Here is a 26,985-nt window from a genome sequence, read left to right as displayed (position 1 = left end):
CGACGGCGATTTGCTAGTAGTCGAATAAAGCCGGAAGTTGTTGACATGTAACGGGTTGTGCGGATTTTAGTGAAATTCTCTTCACAAACGGCATTTTGCCGCTGCGGCGAATTGCGATTGACGCATGTCGAGAGGATCGATAGCCTTCGACCCCCATGAAACGCATACTGACCATCTTGTTGTTGTCGTTAGCGACCGTTTCCCCCGCTCTTGGCCAGGAAGGGTGGATCGGCCCTACGCACGGCGTGTTATTGTTGAAAAACGGCAATACTCTCGCCGGTGCGATTACCGTGTCTGGCGATGCGTATGTTGTTGCAATCAATGAGGATGCGGTGATTCGAGTCGCCTCGAAGCAGGTGCAGTATCGCTGCTCTACTTTGGCCGAAGCGCATGAGTACCGCTGTGGACAAGTATCGTTGGATACGATCGCCGGACGCTTAGAGATCGCCGAATGGTGCATGCGATCGGAACTTTTTTCGGAAGCAGACCACCATTTACGGTGGGTAGAACGCTCGGAACCCGATAATGCGATGGGCCAAATGTCGCGACGGCGGCTCGATTCACTGCTCAAGCAACCAGAAATTGCGATGACTTCGGCGATCGAAGAGACCCCGGTCAAGGACCAGCTCGCGGTGATCTCGGACAAAGAATTGGAAGAATTCACCAAAAAGTTCCACCCGCTGGCGGTCGGGCAATTTGCGACGATCGTCCAGCCGATCTTGCTAAACGCTTGTTCCGCGTCGGCGTGCCATGGTTCGGCCTCCACCGTTTCGGAATTCAAATTGATTCAGAGCGGACACGGGCTAATGCCGCGGCGTTTGACCCTCCGGAATATGAAGGCGACTTACGATGTCGCCCAGCTCAAAAACGGCACGATCCCCCTGTTGGAAGTGCTGTACGACACGCACGGCAACAAAATCAACACGAAAACGAACGCTTGGCCGCGACAACTTGCAGCATTGCGTGCATGGGCGATCACCGTTCAGCCGCGCGGCGAAGCGCGACCGCTCAATAACGAGGTTCAGCAAGTTGGATTTCAAGAGACGCTGACGCCGATCCCGTCTTCCCGGATGACGCCGAGTCCATCGTCCAGCACGCTTCCGGGTTCACTGCCGAGCAACATTCAGCGAGCGCCAAATACGCCGGCTCCAGCTGCAGCAGGGCAAAGCGGCGGTTATCAGTCACGGGATCCGTTTGATCCTGAAATCTTCAATCGCCGTCATGCGGGCCAAACGGGTCGCTAAATCCGCCGATGCTGAATTTCGCGGCTTTCCAGGCCGAGAGAAATTCGTAGTTGCTTGGCAACAAATCGGCGCGAGCGTGCAGCTCAGTAGGGCGTAACCAGACGGCTTCGGCGACTTCTTCCAGATTAAGCGTCAAGGGAGCCGCCGCATCGATTGTCGTCTCCCACCAGGCGACTTCAGTGCCCCAAGATGTCTGGCTACGCCAGATTTTTTGCTGCGGCACGCAGGAGACGCCGATTTCTTCCTGGATTTCTCGAATTACTGCGTCATGCTCCGACTCGCCTGCCAAGATGCCGCCGCCAGGAAAGCAAAGTTTGCCGGGCGCGACCACTTTCTCGGATCGACGAATCACCAAGAGTCGCCGCTGTCGCACGATCACGGCAACCGCCGCTTTGCGTCGAACAGGCGTAGTTTGCGGGTTTTGCGGCTGCGAAGTCACGATGTTAAAAGCCTCAGGGGGTGGGCAACTTGATATGCAAAAGGTAAGAATACTTATGGTTTTGCGGCGATTTGCGCCGTATCCTGCACGTCGATCCTACCGCGTTTCAAATCAATAGTTGGTCCCTGTAAGGGAATATGGATGGCGGAACAGCCAAACGATCCGAATCAAGAGAACCCGAAAAACGAGCCTGCACCCGGCGGCTTCCGGCCACAGTTCAGCATCTTTTTGGTGATGCTGCTTCTAGCGGTGCTGGTGGTGATGCTGTTGGCGTCTCCAGGAGGCTCGAACCGCGGGCTGATCTCCTACTCGAAATTCGAAGAGCAAGTCAAAGATCATAACGTCAAAGACGTCTTGATTGATGAAGCGCAAATCACCGGCGAATTCATTCGCACGGTCCATGCGCGGGAGGAGGGGGCCGACGGCAAGTTTGTCGAGAAAAAGGATAAAAATAACAATCCAATCGAACTGCCGTCGAAATTTCGGGTGAATATCCGCGCTGGAGACGCCGCCGCCGCCGAAGCGACCACGCTGCTGACCGAGAACGACGTCGAGTTCGCCTACAAAGAACAAAACCACAGCATGGTCATCCTGGGCGTACTCTTCGCCCTGTTGCCGCTAGTGGTGTTGTTATTGATCTGGAACAGCTTCCGCCGTAGCCGTGATCAGATCATGGGAGGCGGTTTTCTGTCAGGCTTTAGCAAGAGCCCGGCCAAAAAGTACGAAGCCAACCGCCGCGCCGTGACGTTTAACGACGTCGCCGGACTGGAAGGGGTGAAAAGCGATCTGCAAGAGATCGTCGACTTTTTGCGGAAGCCTGAAAAATTTCAACGTCTCGGCGGCCAAGTGCCCAAGGGGGTGCTGCTGATCGGACCTCCTGGCACCGGCAAAACCCTCTTGGCTCGCGCGATCGCCGGCGAAGCGGGAGTGCCGTTTTACTCGGTGAGCGGATCTGAATTTATTCAAATGTTTGTCGGCGTCGGCGCGAGTCGCGTTCGTGACTTGTTCAAAACGGCCAAAGACAACGCGCCGTCGATCGTCTTCATTGACGAAATTGACGCCGTCGGTCGCCAACGCGGCGCCGGACTTGGCGGTGGTCATGACGAGCGCGAGCAAACGCTCAACCAGATTTTGAGCGAGATGGACGGGTTCACGCAGGGCGAAACCGTCATCGTTGTCGCGGCGACCAACCGACCTGACGTGCTCGATCCCGCTTTGCTGCGACCAGGCCGCTTCGATCGGCATATTACCGTCGATCGTCCCAGTTTGAAGGGGCGCTTGGAAATCTTCAAAGTGCATGTGAAAAACGTGCCGCTATCGGATGACGTTTCGATGGAGCGTTTGGCGGCCGGTTCCGTCGGTCTGACCGGCGCTGACATCCGTAACCTGATCAACGAAGCGGCGCTGTGGGCGACTCGTCAGGACAAGACGGAAGTCCACATGATCGACTTTGAATATGCCCGCGACAAAATCTTGATGGGGGCTCGTCGCGAAGAAACGCTGGTCGCGCGAGAAAAAGAAAAGACTGCTTATCACGAAGCGGGTCACGCGTTATTGGCCTGGCTGCTGCCGGGTGTCGATCGTCTGCATAAGGTAACGGTGATTCCGCGCGGTCGTGCGCTGGGCGTCACGCAGACAGTGCCCGAAGAAGAGCGGATGAACGTCAGCGAGAGCGAACTATTCGACAAGTTGGCGTTTATCCTGGGGGGCCGCGCCGCCGAGAAAATCGCCTACGAAGAGCTGAGCGCCGGCGCCGAGAACGACCTGGAGCGAGCCACTAAAATGGTTCGCCGGATGGTGACTCAGTGGGGCATGAGCGAGCGAATCGGACCGGTCAGCTACAAGATGTCAGGCGAAGATCCGTTCTTAGGACGCGAAATGCACGAGTCTCGTCTGTTCAGTGAACACACGATGCAGGTGATTGACGAAGAAATTGCCCGCATTTTGCATGACGCGGCGAAACGGGCTTACGACGTCTTGTTGAAGAATCGAGAGAAGCTGGAAAGTCTCACCAAAGAGTTGTGCGAAAAAGAAGAGTTGTCTGACGTGGAGATCACCGCGCTGATCGGCCCGTCGGTGCATGCGTTGAACAAGAAAACGGATCACGAAGAAGAGACCCGGTACGAATCAAGCAATGGAATGCCCGGCGTCGAGGCTCCTCCGCGCACGCAATCGGAAGAGGCGTAGTCGCAAGAACCTATGGCGAAGCGCAGTTCCAAAAAGTTTCGCACTGAATTCCGCAAGAACCGGTCCTCGCGCGTTCGCGACGCCGATCTGACTCGTCAATTCGCGAAAGACGAGATCAACCATGACAAGCTCGCTTCGGCCGAACGTCTGTCTGGCAAAGGAGACCTGACCCGCAAGCGAACAATCCATGGCGCCGCCGAAGGTGAAGATGGCGAGCTGCAAATCGACGTTGATCAATCAGAATGTCTGCAGGGGCGCGTGTTACGCGTTCGCGGACTGGTCAGCGAAGTCGAAATGGCGAGCGGCCAGATTTATCAGTGCGCCACTCGGCGTCTGTTAAAAACGCTTTCGACCGATCAGCGGCATGTGGTCGCAGCTGGAGATCGCGTTTGGTTTCGCGCCGCCGATAACCAAGAAGGCGTCATCGAGAGCATCGAGCCCCGTTATGGGATTCTCTGTCGGGCCAGCAAGCGTCGGCAGCATGTGATTGTCGCCAACGTTGACCAACTGCTGATTGTCGCCAGCGCCGCCGAACCCTATCTGAAGCCGAACTTGATTGACCGCTATTTGATCACGGCGGAAAAAGCGGGAATCACGCCGGTCATCTGCATCAACAAAGTCGACCTGATTGATCCTGCCGATTTGCAACCGCTGGTCGGCGTCTATGGTCAGATGGGCTATCAGGTCATTCTGTTGTCGGCGACCGAAGGAATCGGCGTCGAGCGACTGCGCGTCGCCGTCCGCGATCGCGCAAGCGTCCTCTCGGGGCAAAGCGGCGTCGGCAAATCGACTATTTTGAACGCGATCGAACCAGGCTTGAACCTGCGGGTCGGTCACGTCAGCGAAACGACCGACAAAGGACGCCATACGACGACGACTTCCAGTTTGGTTCCGCTAGCGGCCGGGGGGCATGTGGTCGATACCCCAGGAATTCGACAGTTTCAGCTGTGGGACGTGATTCCGGAAGAAGTCGCCGGATATTTTCGCGATCTCCGCCCCTTTATTACAGGGTGCCGCTTTCCCGACTGCTCGCATACTCACGAAGAGGGGTGCGGCGTTAAAGGGGCTGTAGCAGACGGATTTCTTGACGTTCGCCGGTATGAGAGCTATTGCCAGATCTATGCCGGCGACATGGCCTAACGCATCTACGATGGCTTTTCAGCCGCATGAACGGCATGATAGGCGCATTTGGCATGGTCGTTTTTTGACGCAAGAGATTTTCGTAAGTCATTAGCACACGAGACATTCGGTTGACGATTGCGAAGCCGTGTCTAGAATCAGCTAAGGATACATGTCGATAGGTCTTATCGTTAACGACATGTTTTTGCTTTTCCAATAAACCGCATCCAACTCATTCGAGGTATTCGCGGTCGTGGACTCTCATTCGCCCGACGCCGATGTGACGCAAGAGTCGTCCTCGTCTAGCGCTTCCGCCAAGCGCGAAACGAAGGCCGCTTCTGCGCGCGATTTGCCGTCGACCGCCGCGCCTGAGATGTTGATGACGACCGAAGAACAAGCGACGGTGATTTCGGCGCGAGACCGAGCCGAACGCAATGGCGGTTCTACGATTCGCCCGATCAACAGCGCCTGGCTTCGCAACGACCTGGTTGGTCAAACGCTCGGGCACTTTGAACTGCGCGAGTTTATCGGCGCCGGCGGCATGGGCGCCGTCTTCCGCGGTTTTGATACGCTGCTCGGACGCGAAGTCGCAATCAAAGTCTTGTCGCGCGAAAACAACGGTAGCGAAGAAACCGTTCGCCGTTTTCGCAACGAGGCCCAAAGCGCCGCTCGGCTTGACCATCCGAATATCGCCCGCGTTTATTTCGTCGGTACCGACAACGATTGGAACTACATCGTTTTCGAGTACATCGAAGGGCACAACATTCGCGATCTGGTCGATCGTGATGGTCCCTTGCCGGTCGAGCAAGCGCTCGACTATACGCTGCAAATCGCCGAAGCGTTGCATCATGCTTCGGAGCGCGACATCGTTCATCGCGACATCAAACCATCCAACATTCTGGTCAGTTCCGGCGGCTTAGCGAAACTAGTCGATATGGGGCTGGCCCGCTTGCATCAAGTCGACGCCGGCGATGGTGATTTGACCGCTAGTGGAGTCACGCTTGGCACGTTTGACTATATTTCACCCGAGCAGGCGCGTGATCCGCGCTTGGCCGATGTGCGCAGCGATCTCTACTCGCTTGGCTGCACTCTCTATTACATGCTGACCGGCAGACCGCCGTTTCCCGAAGGAACGGTCTTGCAGAAGTTGCTTAGCCACAGCAGTGACGAACCGCTTGATCCGCGCGAGCTACGCGACGATCTTCCTGACGAGACGATGGTGCTGCTGAGCGGGTTGACCGCCAAGAACCCGCAGGATCGTTATCAAACTCCGGCCGAGTTTATCGCCGAAATGCTGCTGTTTTGCGAAGACCTGGGAATCCATCTGCAGCATGGCGGCGGAATGACGATCGCCGCGGACGTTCAGCCCCCGACGATCGTTGAGCGTCATTTTCCTTGGATTGCTCCGATTCTGGCGTTTATCGCTATCTTTTTTGTGATGGACGCGGTCTGGTCGGCGCGAAGCAGTCAATACCTCCTGCCAGGACTGACGTTTCAGGATCCAAGCGGACACCGCACGCTCAATAATCCCACTGGCAACGAGCCAGCGACAGGCAGCCGCAACGATCGCGTGCTCCCGATTCCTGAGGATGCAATGCCTAGCCCGGCGACGACTCCGCCTGCGCGGCCCTCCAATCCGCAGGAACCTTCCGTCGCTCCGATGATTATGCCGCCGGCGACGGTGGAAATGCCCAATGTGAAGGTCGTCAGCACCGCGAGCGCCAGTCAGATTTACGACGCCGTCACCAAGGCGAAGCTCGACAGTCGCATCGACACGATCGAATTGCGTTTCAACGGCCCCGTCAAAATGGATGCGCCGTTATTGCTGGAAGGAGACATAGAGACCGAAAAGATCACGCTTCGCGCGGCGATCGGCTTTGCGCCCGAAATGACAATTGCGATCAACGCGATGTCAATGTATCGCAACATGATTCGCGTTGGCCGAGTACAAGCCTTGTTTGACGGCATCGCGTTTCGACTAGAAACAACCGACGCATCGGTCGATCCAGGCAGTTTGTTTTTACTTGAGACCGGCGGCGCCATCAAAACCAATCGTTGTACGTTTACCGTGGTTGCTCCGGCCAACATGGCCATGTTGCCCTCGGTATTTCGTCGACCGGTCACGATTGCGATGGCGCCGGCCATCACGACCGAAGCGATGATGTTTCGTCCGCCGTCGATCTCCCTGGTCGATACCGTGATCCGTGGCGAAACGGACGTCGTTCACCTTGATCAGGCGTCGCAATTCAAGTTCGATTGGCAAAACGGATTGCTGGCGATCTCCGGCGTGTTGCTCGACGCGCAAGGTTCGACCAAAGCTTCGACCGATCTGATCGATGTCCGTTTGAATCGTGTGACGGCCGCCGCGGCTAAAGGCCTGTTCCGCTTGGAGAGTTCGGCCGAATTCCCCGAGCAACGCGACTTGGAGGCGACGTTGACCGATTGCATCGTCCGCTGGTCGCCCAGCGAAGCGATGTTGCTGCAATATGATCGTGCTCCCAGCGCCAAGCTGACCGATCTGAATGCGGTGCGGTTCAAAGGTGACAACAACTTCTATGATTTGACCAGCAGTCTGAGGCAAATCTTCTGGGAGAAGAAGACTCGCCTGGAGATCGAAGCGCTGCATGCCGAAATGTGGGGCGCCGCGGTCGAGGGAGATAAATTTGGCAAACGAGATCCGGTCGCTTGGGCGCAGCCGCTTGATCAATTGCCCCCCTATTCACAGCGTCGGTTAAGCGACTATCGCTTGAACGCGGAAGCGGATGCAAATTACGCCTATGACAAAAAAGCAGGCGCCGAAATCGCCGGCGCCGACTTTGCAAAACTGCCGAAATTTCCGACTGACGCGTCCGCGACGACAAACGTTGGCGTTTCTGCCGGTGAACTCCCGTAATTCTCCTCTGCGCGGCTTGTGACCGTGGCGCGTTTGGCGCTAGAATACGATCCCCAGCCCCGAACGCAGTTAATCGAAAGAACGTATGCGCTCGCTTCTCTTCTGTCTAATCGTCTCCACTTTCCTCGGATGCGGCGGCCCAGCCCTGCCGAGTAATATCTTGATTTATGGCCGCGGCGACGACGCTGATCGGTTGGATCCCATCCATACCGACATCGGCGAATCGGTCACCGTGATGTGCAATATCTACGATACGCTTGTCACCTACGACGAGGAGACGCTCGATCTCGTCCCCAGTCTGGCCGAATCATGGTCGACCAGCGACGATGGACTCGAGTGGACGTTTCACCTGCGAAAAGGGGTGACGTTCCATGATGGAACGCCGCTAGACGCCGACGCGGTGCTCTTCTCGCTTGAGCGATTGACGGTTCCCATGCACCCGTTCGTGTTTGATCAGGTGATTCCGTACGTCCAAAGTTTTGAAGCGATCGAGTCGGTCTCGGCGGTCGATCCGCTGACGGTCAAAGTTCGCTTGAAGCGTCCTACCGCCGCCTTTTTGACGACAATGGCGATGTTTCCCGCCAGTATCGTGAGCCCGACTGCTGTGAAGAAGTACGAAGGAGAGTTCTGGAAGCACCCGGTCGGTACGGGCCCCTTTCAGTTTGACTCTTGGAACGTCAATCAGCAGCTAACGCTCCTGGCGTTTGACGATCATTGGCGCGGCCGGCCCGAGATTGACGGCGTGATCTTTTTGCCGGTGGGAGAAAGTGCGGTGCGGGTCAAGCAGTTGCTCCGCGGCGAGATCGACATCGCCGACAATTTGCCCCCGGCCGAGATCGATTCGCTATCCAAAAATCCCGAGGTGATCGTGCAGGAAAAGGAAGGGATGAATACCGGCTACCTGACGATGAACAACGACAAAGCGCCGCTAGACGATCAACGGATTCGGGAAGCGATCTGGTACGCGATCGATCGTGACCAGTTGATCAAGTCGGCCTATTCGGGGCATGCGACGAAAGCGGTCACGTTGGTGCCGCCGACATTGTGGGGAAGTCATTCCGATCTGACCGATCGTGATTACGATCCCGCAAAGGCGAAACAACTGCTGGCCGCAGCGGCGGCGGACGGCGTGCCGATGCCGATTCGCTTGCAACTGTTCGTAATGACCGATCCCCGTCCTTACATGCAGCAGCCGCGACAAACGGCGATCTTTATCAAAGACTCGCTCGCCAAAGTAGGGATCGAAACCGAAATTGTCACGAACCAAAACTCGCAGCACTTCCGCCGTATGACGCGCGGCGAACATCAATTGGGTCTGGCCGGTTGGACGGCCGATATGCCGGATCCTGACAACTTTCTCTATACGTTACTTGATCTCGACAACATCAACGATGTCGGCGGCAACAACATGAGCCGCTACCGCAGCCAAAAAGTTCACGACTTGCTGGCCCAAGCGAAAGTGGAAATGAACCAGGAGAAACGGGCCGAATTATATCGCGAAGCGCAAGAAGAGATTTTTGCTGACGCACCGTTGGTTCCGCTCGTTCATACGTCGGTACGCAACGTGCAAAGCAAAGCGGTCTCTGGCTATTTGCTGCATCCCTCGTCGCTGACCCGTTTGCGACTTACGAAGTTGGCCAAATAGACAAAGGGCCGAACTCGCCGTGTGGAGTTTCTTACTCGTTCGTATCTTGCAGTCGCTGGCCACCGTCGCGGTCGCCGTGGTGCTGATCTTCATTTCGATTCGACTATTGCCGGGCAATCCGGCGCTGGCGCGATTCGGACAGCATAGCGTGCCGGCGCGTGTCACCGCCGAAATGGCCCAGCAAGGTTGGGATCGCCCGATCTTGGCGCAATTGATCGATTTGCCCGGCGAACTGCTGCGGGGCGATCTGGGCGTATCGTTCTTTCACGGCGATCAGGTCGCCGCGCGATTGACCGAAACGATTCCGGCCACGTTGGAATTGTCGATCACAGCGATCTTGTTGGCGGTTCCGTTGGGTATTTGCGCCGGCGTCGCATCGGCGCTCTGGCGCGGTAGTTGGCCCGATTACGCGGCGATGACATTCGCACTGCTTGGCGTCAGCGTGCCGGTCTTCTTTTTGGGGATCTGCCTGATGACCATCTTTACCAACATGCCGACCAGCGGCCGTGTTGCGCCGACCATGATCTCGCAGTTCCATACTGACTTCTTTTTATGCGAAGCGATCCTCACTGGGCGATTTGCGCTGGCGCTCGACGCGCTGCGACATTTGCTGTTGCCGGCTGTCGCGCTGGCCACCATTCCCGCCGCCGTGATTTCACGAATTACCCGCAGCAGCATGCTCGAGGTCTTATCGTCCGACTATTTGCGAACTGCGAAAGCGAAAGGCGCGACCCTAGGGCGAATCGTGTGGCGGCACGCGTTGCCCAACGCTTCGGTGCCGATCGTCAACATCGCAGGCTTCCAAGTCGGCATGCTCCTCTCGGGCGCCGTTTTAACCGAGACCGTTTTCAATTGGCCCGGTATGGGACGCTACCTGGTGACGGCCGTGCGTGAGCAAGACTACGCCGTCGTCCAGGGAGGCGCACTGGTGATTGCGGCGATGTTTGTGACGGCGAATCTGTTGCTGGACATCGCGTACTTATGGCTCGATCCTCGTATCCGGACTCAGTCGTAACGATGAATCGATCCTGGAAACGATTTTTGTCGAATCGCGGCGCTTTGATCGGCGGCGTCGTGGTGGTGTTTGTCTGTCTGGTCGCGATGACGGCTAGTCTGATCGCTCCGTATCCGATCGATCAGCGTGATGAGAAATTGGGGCCTCCTAGCGCCGCTCATTGGCTGGGAACCGACACCAACGAGAAAGATGTGCTGACCTGGGTGATCTACGGATCGCGTCTCTCGCTGACCGCCGGCAGTTTGTCGATTGTGTTGGCGATCTTCCTGGGCGTTCCGCTGGGGGCGGCGGCCGGATATTTTCCAGGCGCCGTCGACCAAGTGATCATGCGCTCAATCGACGTGGTGCTGGCGTTTCCGGCGATTTTGATTGCGCTGCTAGTAATGGCGGCGCTAGCGCCAGGCTGGCCGGCGGTGATCATTGCAGTGGGGCTAATCAACATCCCGATCTTTGCCCGACAGATACGCGCCACAACGCTGACGTTGCGTTCGCAAGACTATGTGACGGCTGCGGTCGCCGCCGGCGCAACAACGCGGCACATCTTCTTCTGGTCGTTGTTGCCAGGGTTGGTAGGTCCGCTGGTCGTTTTGGCGACGCTGGGGCTGGGAAGCGCAATCTTGGAAGTTGCCGGACTTTCTTTTTTGGGAATCAGCGGCGATCCCACCATTCCGGAATGGGGGGGAATGTTGGCGGAGGCGAAAAATGACCTTTCGACAAGCATTTGGCCGGCAATTGCCCCGGGACTGGCCATCTCTGTCACTATCCTGGGCTTTAATTTGCTAGGAGACGGGTTGCGTGACGCGTTGGACCCGCGTTTGGACCACGGGAAGTAAACTTCCGGCAAATATTTGGCCCTTTAGATCATTTGCAGCGTAAACTAAGGGGATAAACTTCGGGAAAACAGCAGAGGGAGTAGCTTGACACGGAATTTGCGTGCAGTTTAACTAGAATGGCAACGGCATATTCCACACGCGCCCTCCCTGCCAATATCCCACCAAAAAAAGACCGTTTGCCGTACAACCTGTTAGCTGCTAGGCGGGTCTCGCGTAAACCCTTGGAGGAGTAAGGATGAAGAAAGTTCTGTTTTGTCTGATTTTGGGCGCTGTCGCCTCGATTGTCACCGTTGATGAAGCGTTTGCGATCAAGCCGTTTATGGACGTGTTTGTCGAAAATTACAACGTCAAAGAACCGAAGACCGATGCCGATAAATCGCTGGCTGCCGCGGTCGCCGAAGTGAAGTGCAACTTGTGCCACGAAGGCAAGTCGAAGAAGGACCGTAACGCTTACGGTGTGGCTCTCGACAAGCTGCTCGACAAGGCCGAAATCGTCGCCTTGTTGAAAGAAGACAAAGACAAAGGCAAAGAAGTGATCCTCGCCGCCATCGTCAAGGTCGAAGGCGAAAAATCGCCGTCGGGCGAAACCTTTGGCGAACTGATCAAAGCGGGCAAGCTGCCGGTTGCGGCCGAGTAAGCTTTTGCCGTAGACAATCAGAACTCAGCGTGTGAAATACGAAAGACCGTGGATAACCCCACGGTCTTTTTTTGTGGTGACCTCGGCGAACAGCTTTCTCATCACAGCCCGTTTTGAAGTTGCGTTATTTCGAACCAACTGGACACGAGTAGTCTGCCGCACCTTAGTTTTCGGTTAGAAATCCGGGCGCCCGAAAATTGAGCTGCGGTAGACTACTAGTGTTGTGTCAAACCGCTATTTTCGGCTTCCACGAAATCAGCCGCACGGCGTTAGCCGCGGTTTCTGTCACCAATTGTCTTTCGCAAATGAGTTCCCATCAGAAACCAGTGCTAACGCACTACGGCTAATAAAACATGGCGCCTGAAAATTGTCGCGTGCCAGAGCACTAGCCCGCAGCGCCAGCGAGGGAATCCGCTTGGCGACACCAACATGGATTGAAGTAGCGACCGCATTCCCTCGCTTGCGCTTTTTGAAGTTGCGCCATTTTCCTGGTTGGCCGCGATAGCTCCGCTATCCGCGGCGGCGCAGCCGTAAGAGGCCTTGGTTCCCCGTAAGCAGTTCAGGGGCTTTTCGCCATTTCCAACGGTATAGTGACCACCGAAGTTCGTCCGACCACGGCTCGATGCCTCTTACCGACTACGTCGGCCCCGATAGCGGAGCTATCCGGGCCAACCGGATGCGGTTTGGCAAAATTGCGCCACCTCAAAACTTGCGCTTCGGGCGACGAAGAGAAATGTCTGCCCCGCCAGCGCAACGATCATTTGGTCATCGCAACGGCGATATCAACCTTCGCCGTGAACGACTCGCTTGGCGCCAAGATGCGCAGACCGGCCTCTTTGCCCTGGGCCGCCAACTGAAACGCATCGGGGATCATCGTGTAAGGCTCAATGCAAAACGCCTGGCGGTGTCCGGGGTTGTAGAGAACCACGCCGATGAACTCCTCGGAGAAACTCTGCGTAATCTTCACGCCGCTCTCCGGATCTTCGATCGAAGTCAAACAAGTCCCGCCGGCCCACTGCATATCGCCAAACGCGTTATCAAACGACGTGGCGGAAAATGGCGCGTTCAACGGCTCGGTCGGCAGTTTGCCGCCGGTCGCCATCTTGTCAGAGAACTCCCATTGGCAACTGTATGGCACATGTATCTGACATGCGTCGGCCGAGCTTCCTCCTAGTGGAACGCGAAAGTAAGGATGCGTCCCCAGTCCGCATGGCAACGGAGCGTCGCCGCAATTAGTCGCTTCGTACGTCGCCGAAAGCGTCGCGCCATGCAGCGCGTACGTGGCCTTGATTCGAAAGTCGGCCGGCCACATTTCTAGGATGCTCGGATCGTCAATCGAAGCGGTGAACTCTCCGGTCACGCTGTTTTCGGTTTGAGCGACGATGCGCCACGGACGCGTATGCGCAAATCCATGAATCGCGTTGCCGCCGCCATCCCCTTCCGGCACGTGATATTCTTTCCCTTCCCAAGCGAGGACGCCGCCTTTCAAGCGACCGGGAAAAGGAAAGAGCAGGGGAATGCCGCTGCTCGATGCGCGACGCGTTCCGGTCTCAAATCCTTCTTCCGCCCAAAGAATTTCCAGCGACTTCTCGCCGTCTGGTACGGAAAAGCGAAAGCAGTTGAAACCAAGACCGACGGCGATCTCGGCCGATGCGCCTGATTCAACGTCGCGGATGGCGGCTATTTCTATTGACATGTTTTTTCTCATAGAAAGTGGCGGCGTTTTTCTTATTGAAACGGAGCGGAACTCCGCTGCCTAGAGCATCGCCTACAAGCGACTCACCAACATCGCCGCCGTCATCAGCACGATCACGCCAAACAGGGTCGCCAACGCCTGATTCACTTGGCGTGAGGTACGCTGAAAAAAAGCAGCTGCGGCAAGCACATGCATCAACCAGAGAGCCGAGAGCATCGCGACCACAAACAAGCCGGTCGCGACCATATCGCTGCCCATCAAGCTCCGTTGCTCGCCGGCCGGCAATGCCAACAGAAACGCTGTACCGATCGGCAATTGCAACAGCGTCGCAATCAGAGCCGCCAAGGACGATCGAGCGACGATCGGGTCGGCGATGCTGGCTTCCAACCGCCAAAGGGCCAAACGTGCCGTCAGCATGCCGGTCACAGCCGTCGACGCCAGCAAAAAATGAACGCTGAGCCAGATTACCTGGGGAGTCGCCATTAAACGGCGAAATTCGCTTGAATCGATCGTCGGCCCTGCGGCCCCGTCTTCGCGCGCCAGCATCTGGATCACGCTGAACAGCGGCGGAAAATGATAGAGCAGATTGGTCCCGGCCAGCAGCAGCAAGATTCGCGAAACAATCCGCTCCCAGCGCGTCGCGACTGGGCGAAGCGATCTCCACAGCAGAAAGCCGCCGACGCAGGCCCCATAAAAAGCGAGTTCCCACCACCCGAAGAAGATCTTCGTCTCCCAAAACCGCAGCAGCGCCGAGAAGAATTCCCGATCCCCGCTTGCCCAGATTAACAGCCCATTTACGGCTCCCAGCAGCATCGCCAACGCAAACGCGGCGAGCGACCACCAAGTAACGGTGCGAGCCAGGCAAAACAGCGGCTCGTCCCGCTGCTTGCCGCCGCGGCAATCGACCCAAATTGACGCCAAAGGACCCGCCGCGGCGAAATTCATGCCGGCCAAATGGGCCGCCAGAAAGAGAATGCGTAGGAATATCAAGGTGTTAGTAAGTATTGAAGGCGATGGGAGTTGCGAATTATTTCCAGATTATAGCGAGCCTTCCCCGACAAAGGTTCCTCCCACTTACGACAAAAGGCGCCCGATTGACGATCTTTCTTGCTGTACGGTATTATTTCGGGCTTCGCGGGCGATTAGCTCAGTTGGTTAGAGCGCTTCGTTTACACCGAAGATGTCGGGGGTTCGAGTCCCTCATCGCCCACTCGCTTTTTTCTCGGGCAAAACTTGCCTTTCGCCGCTAGGCCTCCAAGCATGAAATCGTCAAATGCACGATTCAATGCACGAAACGGAGGCGATTCATGCCACGGCAGCCCAAACCCTTCTACCGCAAGCAGACCAAAAGCTGGTACTGCAGCATCGCTGGCCGGCAAATTCCGCTAGGCAAAAACCGCGACGCCGCCCATGCCAAATTCCACGAATTAATGGCCGATCGCGAGCAGGTCAAGGACGAACTCACCACCCTCTATGAGCTCTCCCAGGCCTATCTCGACTGGTGCGAAGCGAACCGCAAACCGGCGACCTACCAACTGCACAAACGCTACCTGAAATCGTTCATCGACAGCGTCGGCCGGCGAATGCGGCCTTCTCAACTGCGGGTGCACCACGTTTCCAAATGGCACGAAGGCCTGGCCGTCGGCACGACCACGCAAAATGACGCCGTCGGGATCGTACAGCGAATGTTGAACTGGGCGGTCGAGCAAGAATATCTCTACCGCAACCCAATCAAGCGGATGAAGAAGCCGAAACGGAAACGGAAACGACGCGACGTTTTCTATACCCCGGAGCAATGGAAGCTCATTCGAGAGAATGTTCCCGGGCCTTTGGGCGACCTGCTCGACTTCCTCTACCTAACCGGCTGCCGTCCCTTGGAAGCCAGAACGATTGAGGCCCGTCACCTTCACGACGATCTCGTCATCTTCCCGGCAGACGAATCGAAAGGGGAGCACGAACCGCGGGTGATTTACTTGGTTCCGGAGGCGAAAGCCATTCTCGCCCGACTGGCGAAAGACCGACCGACCGGCATCTTGTTCCGTAACACCCGTGGCCGTCCTTGGACGAAGAACGCCATCATTCTTCAACTGACCCGCGTCAGCAAAACGGTCGGCTTCCGCGTGATCGCGTATGGCGCCCGGCACTCATTCGCGACGGAGGCCCTGACCAAGGGCGGCGTCGACCCGATTTCCGTTGCCCATCTCATGGGGCACAAAGATCCGACGATGGTTAGCCGCGTCTATTCGCACATTGCGAGGAATCCGGAGTTCCTGCGGCAACAAGCGTTGAAGGCGATTGGAAAATGACGTTGAGGTAGTGGACTAAAGCGGAATCATAAGAAGAAAGTCGATTCGTTCCGCCGCTCTGCTATTGGATATCCACGCAGAATCCAGAGCATGGCGAAATTCGAACCTCAGGCCGTAGGTTAGTGTCTCCCAAGATCGGGTTTCGATGGGCATGAGAAAACAGTCCGATTAAATTTCTCTAATTAGGTCAGTATGGTGGTGCACAATGCCAATTGCTAGTTGGGCGTTACTTCGCCAAGTTGAAGCCATTCGAGTAGCCATGGGAACGGCAATCCAATTCGGAACAATTCTCAGGGACTTCGAACGGTCGATCTCGAGGAAGTTCGTGAGTGGATTCGGTCCCAGGGAATCACTTGCAACGAGGATGATCCCCCGTTTGTTCTGGCGATGCTTGACTTCAATCGCCTAAAGCAACCTTGGGGGGGCCGCATCACGTCACTGGGACAGCGATCAGCGCAATCGGCAGAAGACATCGGCAGGCAGCGATCGGGAGCCGACTTCAAGAATCAGTCAGATTTCGTGATTACTTCCGCGCTGCTACGGCTGCTGGGGGCACAAGAGCAATTTGAGCGAGACGTTCTTAAGGCCCTCTTATACTATCGACCGAGCGCCCGCTCGGGCAATTCAAACGACTACGACGAGATTGAGGTCGAAGAGTCAGTTGTAGCTGAACTAGGAACGAGAGACGGCGATAAGGTTATCTATAGTAAGCCTGCGATTTGGACTTGGATATCGAGGCAATCCGAAAACAATGTGGAGCGACACAAGATTTTCTCGAATGTCTTCGGCATAAGCTGTTTGCCGAGTAAGGAGGACAATGCTCTAAGCAAGAGACTGTACGAGATGCGCAATCAAGTCGCGCACGGGCGCGCAGGGGTACACATGACCCTAGGGGAGTACCAGGAGGCCGAGTTTCACGTATTCCGCTGCATCCTCCATATGCGTGACGAATGCATGGCGAAGGCGACGCTGCACAAAGAGATCGAGATGATGGCGTCGGACTATGACGATGTGGTTATCGATGGGCCTCCCCAAAGCTGGACCCCCTACTTCCATGGCACACGCTGCTTCCCGTTTCGCAAGTTCCCTTATGGTTTGATTTACGTGGAACTGCCTGACAATATCGTCGGCTTGGCGATCTGCCATTTTCGCCGTCGGCCTGGGTACTAGCGTGATCGCATGTAGTTTGAACGTTTATCGCCGTATCGCCGCAAAATCGTAAAATTGCATTTGCGATTCATCGCAAGGCGAAGGCCGCACCGGCAGTCGCTGGTACGGCCATTTGCGTCTAGTTCGGCTCAGGCGATTCGCCGTCGACTTCGCGGTTCTCCACGATCCAGCTGTGAGCCTGATCGGCCAGTTTGGCCAGCACCAACAAATCGTCCCGTCCGAAGCTGCGGGTATGTTTCCACTCGTCGCCGTCGAGATAGCTCCGATCGAACTGGGCGGAATGAAACGTTTTCCCGAGTTGCGACTGGTTGGCGAAAATCGACACGCTGACGCTTCCGATGTGGATGCGGTGGACGGGCGAATTGGTTTTGGATTTAGACATGATGGTCTCCTTTTCTGTTGCTAGTTGAGTATTTCAGCGGGCACTTGCCAGCCTTGCTGGTTCCTCGCCGCTCGCGACGCTCCGCGGTCATGCCCCACACGTTTGTGCGGGCCGGGCATTGATCGCATAGGTGCGGCCGTGCGGCAGCTTGGGCCAGGCTGGCGAGTCTTGCCTGCTTGAATTTCTCCTAGCACGAAATGGGACCGAGATCGAATCCAGAATTTCAACCCATCGCAAATGCGACGGATCGTAACAGCGGAATTTCGCAGCGTCGTAAATGCGGAAATACGACGGCACGATAAGGCGATCATGCAGCTCACGCTCGACCAGTGAAAACAGGCGGCGGGTTAGAAGAGATCGAGTTGCTTGTCTGGACCGGATTACGATTTGCTGCAAGATCGTATCGCAGCAGTTGCGGTGTTACGGTGATCCGGAACGTCGTCATTACGTCCCGCTATAGTTCGGTTCACTCACGAGGTAAATCTTCCGCCTGGAGATCAGCCTGGGCGGCGTGACGAACGCGCAAGATCGTGACCGCGTTTTCGTCAAAGGCGAAGACAATGCGGTGCGTGGGGCGTTTGCCGATTGTGAAGAGAAGCTGCCGGACGCCTTGGGGAAGCAGGGCGGCTTCCGGGGCGAGGGGACATCGCTCGGGATTTTGCCGCAGCGACTCGATCGCTTGATAGAGGCCTAGATACCAGCGATCCGCTTGCCGCCGAGAACGATGATCCCGCCACCACTGGTAGGCGGCTTGAATATCTTGCTGGGCAGGCTCGGTGATCTTCAAATCGATCATGAGGCGTCGGGAGCGATGCCGTGTTGTTGACGAAACTGGCGATCGAATTCGTGGAAATCTCCGACTTGGCCCGCCGCCATCGCCTCGATCCCTTCTTGGATCGCCGAACGTTCGCCGTCTTGCCAATCGAGTGCGTCGAGTCCTTGGCGAATGACGTCGATCTCGCTCATGCCGCTAGCTGCCCGCTGTTTTAGCCGCTGCGTCAGATCTTCCGGCAGGTCAATTTCCATGGTTTTCTCCTTTTCTGCGATCGTAGCATGAACGCTCCGGTTTGGTCAAAGCAACTCGGCGCGCTCCATTATAGTCGCAGCCGTTGGAGACGCGTATGCGGACAGTCGTAAATGCGATTTTACGTTGCGTCGTAAAAGCGGATCGTGCCTAACCAAAGGCCGGTGAAGCCGGGGATGTCCTGCCGGTCCGTTTGAGCACATCGTTCCAATCTTCTCCCTCGACATCTGGCTGCCGCACAACAAGAAGTTTGTTCGCGAGATCGATCTCCGACAGTTCCTGGGAGATCGTATCGACCAGTTGACGCCCGCCGGGATCGTTATCCATCGCCAGCACGATCTGACCCTCTTCGGGAAATTTCTCTGCAGCGGATTGCAATAGCTTTGCCTGAGCAGGGCTGATCTGCCCGGCGGTACTGACGAACCGAGTTCGCGTCACGCCGAATAACGCGGCATAGCTCAAGGCGTCGATCGCCGTTTCGCAAATCACTAGCTGTAGATCGTCCAGCTGGGGTCGAGAGCACCACAGTCCTTTCACGCCGCCAGGCGAATAGCCAGTGAAACCGTTGTTGTTCTTAATCTCAAACCCGCACAGACCATCGCAGCTAAAATGCGGAAAGAGGGCGTTGCCGCGATGATCGATACGAATTCGATCCGCAAAAATCGGATTGCCCATCACTGCCTGGGGAATTTTTCGTTGCTGCTCCAGATAAGCCTGTGAGCCGTTGACTGCTTGGGCTTTTAGCCAAACGTCCAGCACGCGAGCTACGTCATGTTCCACCGGCATCAGTTCGGAAAATGTTGGCTGCTTAGCCAGGGCGATCATCTCTTGGCGACCGATCCAGGGACGCAGTTCCTTACGAACTTCGCCAAGCGATAACCGATCACGTATTTGGACAAAGTCAATAATCGTGCCCCGATCACGAGCGTCATGCACATTGAAATAGATCCAATGGCGATTTGGCGAGCGAGCGACGATCAGCTTATCGCCGTTTGCGTGCCGCATCACGGCGCTGCTGCGGCTGCTCTGCTTGGGATCGAGCGTAAAGCCGCGTGAGCTGGCGTATTGGCAGAAATTGATCTGCGATTTGAAGTCTTCCAACTCGTCGGTTCGTTTCGCCTCAGTCATGCGGAATCGTAGCGCGGATGCGTTCTCTGAGGCAAGCAAAAATGCAGCGGGGGCGATAGGAAAAGAAAGTCGCAATTGCGGCGAGGCGACGAAGCGTATCGGCGGAAATGCGATTTTACGCTTCGTCGTCATGCTTTAGACCCGCTCGAACACGAGACATACGTCATGCAGTCTGGGAATAAAGCTCGACTGATACGTTTTTCGGGACGAAGTATTGCCATGCTGAAAGCGAATGATCTCGGTGCAAGCAGGCCAGAGACCGACTTGGATGGCCCGAGCCACGAGCAGGTGCGGCAACGGTTGGTAACGACCGCGATCGCTATAGCCGCCGATCAAGACGGCGATCTTGCCGCGAGGCCTGAGCACGCCCTGGCAGTTTCGCAGTACGAGCTCCATGCGATCCAGGAAATCGTCGAGTGATGGAGCATTGGAAAGGCAGCGAGGATCGTCGTTGTAGCGAATCATACGCCAGTAGGGCGGGTGCATCCAGACGAAGTCGACCGGTTCGCAGTCGGCGTAGCTGGCTCGATCGGCCGCGTCTTGTCCTTTGCGAACATCCATCGAGTGACACGGAATGCCGAGTTCTCGGCAAACGTCGCGACAGGTGCCGGAGCCCATCATCGGATCGAGAACGCTTTTGGGTTGGAAGTATCGCAACAGATCGCGAATGATGTGCCCGCCGCAGTTGCCTCGATAGCGACAATTGCCGTACGGTCCGCGTCCTTTGACGCTGTGGATGCTGGTTAGTTCGGGAACGGGACTGGCGTTTCGCGGAGCGACCGGTAGTTCGATGAATTTCGGTTTCGGCGTGAAGTTTTGCTCGCTGTTGTTGGGAGTGGGGACAGACTGTGGGGCCAGAGTTTGTGGATCGGTGGTTAGGATCATCGTTTTTCTCCTTTCGGTTGGTTGTGGGAAACGATGCCAGCCGATCGGATGATCGCTAAGGTCTGGGCGTCCAGGGTTTGCCGCCCGGCGGATCGCCGAAAAATTTCCCGCTCTTTGCGATGAGGAAAATTTTCGCGACCCTTGACGCCACAGACGGCGATCATCCAGGGTGCATTCTTGTTTCCTATTGCCCGGCCGAAGAGAGACGATGTATTCAATTCTCAAGCAATTGAGGTTCCACTCGAGCGTTCCGCAAGTCAAAGCAAGAAGCGTCGTTGCAAAGTGTGTCTCAAACTCGAGACTGACGAATTTGTCCGAAATTCGCGACTGGCGAAATCCATTGCGGGGGCGATAGGAAAGAAAATCGCCTGCGTGAATGCGGCAAGTCGTGCCAACGATAAAACGATTTTACGACGGCACGGAACTAGGTTCGTCAGCAAGATAGCGAAATACCGTTCGCTCGCTAACGCCAAGGGCTTGGGAGATCTCCGCGACCAGCAGGCCATTCTTGCGTAGTTCATGGGCACGGAGCGGTTTTGCTTTGGTCGTTCCGGGGCGGCGACCTTGGTAAACTCTATTCTTCTTGGCGAGCCGAATTCCGGCCGCTTGGCGTTCCCGACGGAACTCCAGCTCAATCTCCGCCAGACCGAACATTACGCTGGCGATCATCCGGCCGACCGGTCCAGAGAGATCAATCTGTTCGGTGACTGATACGATCCGTACGCCTGACTCGCACCACTCCGCCAGCAAATTGACTCCCTCTTTCAGTCGCCGGGACACGCGATCCAACTTCCAGACGACGATTGTTCGTATTTTTCCACTAGCGACTGCTTGCTGCAATCGTTCGAACGCTGGCCGATCAAGCTTTTTCCCTGTCTCGATATCTTCAAACCACCAAACGGAAGAGGGATCAAGACCGCGACTTTGAAGCCAACTTTCGATCTCCGCACGCTGACTGGCCGTCTTCTGCCGTCGCGTAGAGACGCGGCAGTAACAGGCGAGAGATGCAATTTCGAGCTGGGCATGCGTCAAAAAGGGTAGACGCATTTTGGCAGGTTGTCACGGTTTAATTTTCGATTGGAAGCCCAGGCAGCCAACAGACGATTTTTCTCGGAACCCTATTTGTCAGATTTTCGCCATCGGGAAGCGATATCGAGTCGCCGTCGACCGATTTTGCCCTAGAATTTTGTTTCCTATCGCCCCATCATTTTCATAACGATGTGGAAGAAGGAGGATCAATTCCATTCCTCCGACAAATCGCCGCTAATCTTCGTTGGAATCCTTCTTCATTCGGCATAGAAATAAGAATCTTTGCTTTAGTGTCGGACTCCTGTGTCACCTCTAGCGTTTTCGCGGTTTTCGACTCGGTTGCCGTTCGCTTCCCTTGCTTTTCATGGCGAATAGCGGAGAAGTTGAGCCGGATCGAGATACCGGTATAGCGGCCAATGCGGTCCTTCGTTTTCGAATAGTAGAGGTAACCCTCCTCGGCGGCGTCACGCAGATAACGAAATACCTGGCGTCGCGAACGCCTCAAATGTCTGGCGATGATCCCAATCGTGGTCTGGATCAAACCGCCATGTCCGGCCCAACCGGCAAGTAAGGAGAGGGCGAGACGGGTCATCGGCATCAGTCGCGGATTGCGAATAAAACATTGCTTGAGCGGTCGAATGAAGGTTCCCCGGTCAGACGGGCAGGCGAGTGATTTACGTTGCGGAGCGTTTCGTAATTCCTCGGTGGCCTGATAGGGCCGCTGCGCCAGAATGGCGGCGGTATGTGAGATATGCAGCATGATGTTTTCTCCTTTTCGTGCTGAAGAAAACCTCGCCAAAATTCAGGCCGCAAAAAACTGTTGCAAGAATCGAATTAGTGCTTGCATCGCATTTCGTTTTCGTGCGATGCTGAACCTGTTGAGAGCTCGCATCGCTTTAGTTGCAAAAGTTTCGAGAAGCCCGCTAATTTTTTTGGCGGGTTTTTCTATGGGTTCGTGATGAAATCTCCTTGTTAAAGGACTGTTGAACTAAAGAGCCGGAATCGACTCTTCCCGAAAAGCATGCCCGAACTTGTCCACAAACGCAAACCCGTCAAGCGACACCTGTTGCTTTTTTTGAGTTGTTGAAGGGGGAAAACGCGCGCTGCGGAAGCGATGGAGTCGTCATCCGCTCGGTTCAAGATTGTCGTTGGCCGTTTTGCCATGGATCTCGAAGGCGATCTCTCCGGGCTTTTGCGTCTCGACAGCCAAGCAAAGCAAGGTGAATGACGGCTTAGCGGAAGTTATCTTCCTTGGCGACCACATCGTTGTTGGCGGCTAGCCGCCCGGCGGCGCTGGCTCCATACGGACAGAGCGTATGCTCGGCAGCGTCAATTTCCGCTTGGGTAACGAAAATTTTTTCCATCGGTGACGGTCCTCTCGGTTGGCGTCCGGATGTTCGTAACCGCCAGACAGCAGTGCCGCGTATTTAGACCGGAGGCCCTCTTGTATTTCGCGACCATCCGGACCTGACGGACCGTTTGTCTGGAGGCTACGACACCTCATCGGGCGACTATTCGCCCGACAGGACTACCGTAGCGCAAGTATTCGCCATATCGCAAGCTGTTTCTTGATCCCCATGGGCGCCCCTGACATCGAATTCAGGCAAGCGATCACGACAACTTTTCTCTTGCGCCGCAGGATGCTCTCGAGGTAATGTTTGGCTAGGTCGAATGAAGCGGTGGTGAAATGAATGGAACCCAGGGTTGAATCAGATAAGGATGATAAGCGACAAACGGAGTTTCTGAGTCCGCAAGAACTGGTCGAACTGGTACGAAAAGTCGGCGAGAGTTGTAACGATTGGCTCTGCGGCACAAGAACAAGCGAGTCCCTTCAGCAGGAATTCAACCGCGTCCGAGACGTCGATTGGCGAATCCACGGCTTCGACGGAAAGCCGGAAGATTTTGACTGGAGTGATCTCACCGACGCCGAATGGGCGGAGGCCGACAAGCTGAGTGAGTTGCTGCGAAACGCAATGCGACTAGTCGCCGCAGCCAATGGAGCGGCCGAGGAAATAAAGAAACTTCCAATTCAGCAGGATTCCGCGGTACTACGAGCCCACTTCCTCGGAAAACGGACCTCTCAATATCGTTTTGATCCCTTGGAAATGCCCTAGATCTTTTGGGCGTCAACGTGGATCGAGTTCGGACCGTAGTTGCTGAAAACGCTGTCGATGATAGGCGGCTCGTTGTTCTAACGTTGGCGAACTGGGCAGAAACATTCTGCCTTGAATGGAGTTCCGGCTGTTGCGAATTTGCCAACCGCACTTCGTCTCCGGCGAGAATGCCCAACCGGGCCGTCCGGAGGACGAATCGCTGGATGCTCGGTCGACGACGACTTTCCCCTGAGCCTCAAGCTTCTGACTTGCGGATGGCCCCCATGATTCGTTCTGAATGAGATGGAGAACGGAGGTCTGATCCAAAACTCCCAACAGCTCCTCTCGGCGAAGGGTGTAGGAAGTGGAACGCGATAGTCGCCAGTCAAATTGCGGCTCTTGGACTGGCTTGAGTGTTTTCGAGTCGCGTTTGTTCAAGGCGAGTCGCAGATAATTGGAAGCGAGAGTTGTCGCCTCGAACGGCTCCAGATCGGCGTATTCCGGCAAAATAACGTACTCCAGGCAACGCTGACGATCGATCACCTCCAGGAATTCCAGAACCGGCATCCATTTCTGCCAACTGCGACGAAGATCTTGATAGAGGAGTTCGGCTTGAAACTCGTCGGAATGTCGGACAAAGAGGGCGGCGAAGTATTCCCGCACGCTCTTGTGGAGAAACCGACAATAACCTTCCTCTTCCTCCATCAGGCCCGTTACGACAAGCACATCGTCGAGCGCCGCGGAAGGCGTAGAGGCTTGCGACACGAGCGTCAGGGCTTTACGCGACATTTCTTCGAGATCAAACCGATGTATCGGCGCCTCGCCCCGTTCTCCCTGAATCACGAAACAGAACGCTTCAAAAAAACGTCGAAACGCCAGGGGATCAAGTCCGCACCGCAAGGGGAGACTGGGGCCATGCAGCTTGACGTTGAGCGTCTCCATCACGGCATAGAGAACCCCGTTGAAGAATTCGGCGACGCCGGCCGGAAGATTTTGACTCCGGCGGAAATGGACGATAAGAAGTTCCACCATGAGGGGCGACGTAATCAGCTTGCGGATCGAAAAACTGACGGCGTCGCTGACTAACGCCTTCACGAGCGTCTCGGCTTCGTCCGGCGAAGTATGAAGCCCGATTACCGAACTGAGATCGGCTTCTCCAAGGGGAACAAGATCAACCACTTGCAGCCAATTCGGGATTGCCGCCACGAGCGGCCGAGAGGCGACTACGATAGGGAGATTGGGGTACTGTTTCTTCAGTTGCCCTAATTCTTTCAGAACGCCTGAGCGGCGATCTGGCGTCAAATCATGGAGGCCGTCGAGCAGCAGGGCGATTTCTCCACGCTCGTAGATACTCTTCTCCAGCTCTTGATTTAGGCGGAGACCGACTAGTTGCAACTCGCTGGAAACGGCGCCCCAGAGCGATTCATCGTGAATCTGCGCAAGTTCCAGGAAGATAGGAATAACGGCCCTGCTTTCAACCGCTTGGACGGCCAAGTAGCGAAGTAACGTCGATTTACCTTGGCCTGCTGGCCCCTGAATGAGAACGGCGTCGGAAGGGAGATCGCGGAGCGATTTTATTTCGCTTTCTCCCAGGGAAGAGCTGATGACGGTCTTGTAGTAGAAAGTCGTTACATCGACCGGAGTCTTGGGATCGATACGCGTACGGACCATGCGTACATCGAGCAGACGCGGGGCGATTCTCTCCAGCTCGGTTTCGGAGATTACCGCGCCGAATCGGGGCGGCGAGGCCACGACCTCCCCCAAATCGCACTCCAGAGCGAGCGAAATCGCGAGAAGCATCCCCAGATTTCGCTTTTGGGCGCCATCCTTCAGGATTCGCCAAGTCTGGGCCTGACTAATGCCGGTGAGCCTCGCCAGACCGGTCGGCGAAATCCCCTTTTTTTTGCAGATGTCTTTCAGGTTCTCGAGTTTCACTTCGACGAAATCATCGTGATGGGGACCGAAGCGAAGCTCCAGCTCACGCTCAATCTCTGCAATGTCGTTGTGGTAGTGAACCGCCACTATTCCCCAAGCACTGAGTCTGCCGCCCTCGACCTCCCTCGTGGTGATCGATCCGAAAGGAGAAATCGCCAAGATTACGGCTCGTTGGCGGGCCGATGGGCTGGGACAAGAGGTCGCCATGCTCGATCCGTTCGATTGTTCCGGCGAAACCACACGCCGCTTTCGCCGAGCGTTTAATCCGCTCACAATTCTGCTCCATTCCGACCGGCGTACGCTCGTGCCGAACACCAAGCTGATCGCTGACGCTTTGATCGTGCCGGGCGAAACCAAAGATCCGCATTGGGACAATACGGCGAAACAGATTCTTGCTGCGCTCTGCCTCTTCGTCGCCAAACATGAAAGTTTTGCGGGCACGCGTGACCTCGTCACCGTTTGGAAATTGGCTTCCGAATTGGCGACGCCTGATCCGCAAGATCCGCGTCGCTATTGGTTGGAACGAGAAATGACCGAGAGCGACGCTGGCGAAGGCATGGTCCGCGTCGCCGCGATGAATTTTTATTCGCGGACCGGCGGCGAATTCTCGTCGGTTCTTTCCAATCTGAACAAGCACCTCGAATTTATTTCAATACCCTGCATCCAGGAGGTGCTTCGCGGCGACTCGATCGACCTCCGCGATTTAAAACGAAGCTCGCTCGCCCTCTATGTGAGCTTGCCGGCGATGCGGATGGCCGATCTCAGCGGCTGGCTTCGCCTGATTGTGCAGTTGGCGATCGCCGCCCATGAAGAAGAGCACAACCAACAGGGACACGCGACGATTTTTCTCTTGGAAGAATTTTTCTCATTAGGGGCGTTGCGCTGTTTGGAGGTCGCGATAGGGCAGGTAGCTGGCTTTGGCCTGCGTATGTATGTCGTTCTGCAGGATTTGAATCAGCTCCGGGCGAACTTCCCCAAAAATTTCGAAACGTTCATCGCCAACGCCGGCATGCTCCAAGTTTTTGGAGGCGCCGATCAGACGACGCTGGACTATTGCTCGAAGCTCCTGGGACAGTCGCTAGCGATCACCCGCTCGACGAACATGCCCACATTCGAACAAGCGGCCAAACATGCCGCCACCGGCGAATCTTGGTCGGTAGCGACGCATCCGCTGATGACTTCCGAGGAAATCGGACGTTACTTCGCTCGTGATGACAAAAAATTGCGGCAATTGGTGATCCGACCAGGTTACCGGCCGATGATCTTGCAGCGGGCCTACTACGACAAGCACGAACTGTTTCGCGGCAAGTTTGACGAAAGGTAAG

General features: G+C 55.9%; 24 protein-coding genes and 1 tRNA gene. 13 read left to right on the top strand and 12 right to left on the bottom strand.

The genetic code is table 11. The annotated features are described in order from the left end of the window. Positions 1–155 precede the first annotated feature (155 nt). Entirely contained in the window at positions 156–1,244 is a 1,089-nt protein-coding gene (locus tag M4951_RS16635; RefSeq protein ID WP_262022773.1) for a hypothetical protein, read from the top strand. On the opposite strand, the gene M4951_RS16630 is transcribed toward M4951_RS16635, so the two are convergent. Then, positions 1,210–1,683, bottom strand: a complete 474-nt coding sequence (locus M4951_RS16630) for an NUDIX domain-containing protein (RefSeq protein WP_262022772.1) — start codon at positions 1,681–1,683, stop codon at positions 1,210–1,212. The genes M4951_RS16635 and M4951_RS16630 overlap by 35 nt on opposite strands. 234 nt (positions 1,684–1,917) lie before the next feature. Between M4951_RS16630 and ftsH the strand changes: the two genes are divergently transcribed. The 7 genes from ftsH to M4951_RS16595 all read left to right on the top strand — a co-directional run bounded on the left by ftsH (position 1,918) and on the right by M4951_RS16595 (position 12,012). After that, positions 1,918–3,870, top strand: coding sequence for an ATP-dependent zinc metalloprotease FtsH (ftsH, locus tag M4951_RS16625; protein ID WP_262026931.1), 1,953 nt, complete (start codon positions 1,918–1,920; stop codon positions 3,868–3,870). Between the two features lie 12 nt (positions 3,871–3,882). Continuing rightward, positions 3,883–5,010, top strand: a complete 1,128-nt coding sequence (gene rsgA / locus M4951_RS16620; RefSeq protein WP_262022771.1) for a ribosome small subunit-dependent GTPase A — start codon at positions 3,883–3,885, stop codon at positions 5,008–5,010. Positions 5,011–5,242: 232 nt separating this feature from the next. Further along, complete coding sequence (locus M4951_RS16615; RefSeq protein ID WP_262022770.1) at positions 5,243–7,882, top strand: serine/threonine-protein kinase; 2,640 nt, start codon at positions 5,243–5,245, stop codon at positions 7,880–7,882. 85 nt (positions 7,883–7,967) lie between these two features. Further along, positions 7,968–9,527 (top strand): ABC transporter substrate-binding protein, encoded by a 1,560-nt coding sequence (locus tag M4951_RS16610; RefSeq protein ID WP_262022769.1) that lies wholly within the window; start codon positions 7,968–7,970, stop codon positions 9,525–9,527. A gap of 19 nt (positions 9,528–9,546) precedes the next feature. After that, complete coding sequence (locus M4951_RS16605; protein WP_262022768.1) at positions 9,547–10,542, top strand: ABC transporter permease; 996 nt, start codon at positions 9,547–9,549, stop codon at positions 10,540–10,542. A 2-nt stretch (positions 10,543–10,544) separates the two neighbouring features. Continuing rightward, on the top strand, positions 10,545–11,375 hold the full coding sequence (locus M4951_RS16600; RefSeq protein WP_262022767.1) for an ABC transporter permease: 831 nt from the start codon (positions 10,545–10,547) through the stop codon (positions 11,373–11,375). Between the two features lie 235 nt (positions 11,376–11,610). Beyond that, a complete protein-coding gene (locus M4951_RS16595; protein ID WP_262022766.1) occupies positions 11,611–12,012 on the top strand; it encodes a hypothetical protein in 402 nt (133 codons plus the stop codon). 757 nt (positions 12,013–12,769) lie between these two features. On the opposite strand, the gene M4951_RS16590 is transcribed toward M4951_RS16595, so the two are convergent. After that, complete coding sequence (locus M4951_RS16590; protein WP_262022765.1) at positions 12,770–13,708, bottom strand: aldose 1-epimerase; 939 nt, start codon at positions 13,706–13,708, stop codon at positions 12,770–12,772. Positions 13,709–13,780: 72 nt separating this feature from the next. Further along, a complete protein-coding gene (locus tag M4951_RS16585; RefSeq protein WP_262022764.1) occupies positions 13,781–14,629 on the bottom strand; it encodes a hypothetical protein in 849 nt (282 codons plus the stop codon). A gap of 215 nt (positions 14,630–14,844) precedes the next feature. On the opposite strand from M4951_RS16585, the gene M4951_RS16580 reads away from it, so the two are divergent. The 3 genes from M4951_RS16580 (at position 14,845) to M4951_RS16570 (ending at position 17,184) form a co-directional block, all read left to right on the top strand. After that, a tRNA-Val gene (locus tag M4951_RS16580) sits at positions 14,845–14,918 on the top strand. Between the two features lie 97 nt (positions 14,919–15,015). After that, the gene (locus M4951_RS16575; protein ID WP_262022763.1) at positions 15,016–16,014 is read left to right on the top strand and encodes a tyrosine-type recombinase/integrase; all 999 of its coding nucleotides are present in this window, start codon (positions 15,016–15,018) and stop codon (positions 16,012–16,014) included. An 882-nt stretch (positions 16,015–16,896) separates the two neighbouring features. Continuing rightward, positions 16,897–17,184, top strand: a complete 288-nt coding sequence (locus M4951_RS16570; protein ID WP_262022762.1) for a hypothetical protein — start codon at positions 16,897–16,899, stop codon at positions 17,182–17,184. Positions 17,185–17,302: 118 nt separating this feature from the next. Here the strand turns inward: M4951_RS16570 and M4951_RS16565 are convergent, their stop codons facing one another. The 8 genes from M4951_RS16565 to M4951_RS16530 all read right to left on the bottom strand — a co-directional run bounded on the left by M4951_RS16565 (position 17,303) and on the right by M4951_RS16530 (position 22,996). Next, positions 17,303–17,566, bottom strand: coding sequence for a hypothetical protein (locus M4951_RS16565; protein WP_262022761.1), 264 nt, complete (start codon positions 17,564–17,566; stop codon positions 17,303–17,305). 466 nt (positions 17,567–18,032) lie between these two features. Further along, on the bottom strand, positions 18,033–18,362 hold the full coding sequence (locus M4951_RS16560; RefSeq protein WP_262022760.1) for a type II toxin-antitoxin system RelE/ParE family toxin: 330 nt from the start codon (positions 18,360–18,362) through the stop codon (positions 18,033–18,035). Further along, positions 18,359–18,592: a hypothetical protein gene (locus M4951_RS16555; protein ID WP_262022759.1), complete on the bottom strand. Its 234-nt coding sequence runs from the start codon at positions 18,590–18,592 to the stop codon at positions 18,359–18,361. Before M4951_RS16555 ends, M4951_RS16560 begins: the two co-directional genes overlap by 4 nt. A 148-nt stretch (positions 18,593–18,740) precedes the next feature. Further along, complete coding sequence (locus M4951_RS16550) at positions 18,741–19,718, bottom strand: DUF3991 and toprim domain-containing protein (RefSeq protein ID WP_262022758.1); 978 nt, start codon at positions 19,716–19,718, stop codon at positions 18,741–18,743. Positions 19,719–19,853: 135 nt separating this feature from the next. Next, on the bottom strand, positions 19,854–20,603 hold the full coding sequence (locus tag M4951_RS16545; protein WP_262022757.1) for a site-specific DNA-methyltransferase: 750 nt from the start codon (positions 20,601–20,603) through the stop codon (positions 19,854–19,856). Between the two features lie 408 nt (positions 20,604–21,011). Then, the gene (locus tag M4951_RS16540) at positions 21,012–21,650 is read right to left on the bottom strand and encodes a recombinase family protein (protein ID WP_262022756.1); all 639 of its coding nucleotides are present in this window, start codon (positions 21,648–21,650) and stop codon (positions 21,012–21,014) included. A 163-nt stretch (positions 21,651–21,813) separates the two neighbouring features. Beyond that, a complete protein-coding gene (locus M4951_RS16535; protein ID WP_262022755.1) occupies positions 21,814–22,392 on the bottom strand; it encodes a hypothetical protein in 579 nt (192 codons plus the stop codon). A 472-nt stretch (positions 22,393–22,864) separates the two neighbouring features. After that, the gene (locus M4951_RS16530) at positions 22,865–22,996 is read right to left on the bottom strand and encodes a hypothetical protein (RefSeq protein ID WP_262022754.1); all 132 of its coding nucleotides are present in this window, start codon (positions 22,994–22,996) and stop codon (positions 22,865–22,867) included. Between the two features lie 327 nt (positions 22,997–23,323). Here M4951_RS16530 and M4951_RS16525 point away from each other — a divergent pair, with 327 nt between their 5' ends. Further along, entirely contained in the window at positions 23,324–23,746 is a 423-nt protein-coding gene (locus tag M4951_RS16525; RefSeq protein WP_262022753.1) for a hypothetical protein, read from the top strand. Positions 23,747–23,758: 12 nt separating this feature from the next. On the opposite strand, the gene M4951_RS16520 is transcribed toward M4951_RS16525, so the two are convergent. Further along, positions 23,759–25,747 carry an NACHT domain-containing protein gene (locus tag M4951_RS16520; RefSeq protein ID WP_262022752.1) on the bottom strand — a complete coding sequence of 663 codons (1,989 nt, stop codon included), beginning with the start codon at positions 25,745–25,747 and terminating at the stop codon, positions 23,759–23,761. 40 nt (positions 25,748–25,787) lie between these two features. Between M4951_RS16520 and M4951_RS16515 the strand changes: the two genes are divergently transcribed. Further along, on the top strand, positions 25,788–26,984 hold the full coding sequence (locus tag M4951_RS16515; protein ID WP_262022751.1) for a type IV secretory system conjugative DNA transfer family protein: 1,197 nt from the start codon (positions 25,788–25,790) through the stop codon (positions 26,982–26,984). Position 26,985 lies beyond the last annotated feature (1 nt).

The sequence above is a fragment of the Blastopirellula sp. J2-11 genome (assembly GCF_024584705.1).
Lineage (GTDB): Bacteria > Planctomycetota > Planctomycetia > Pirellulales > Pirellulaceae > Blastopirellula.
This window is presented reverse-complemented; position numbering and strand designations above follow the sequence as displayed.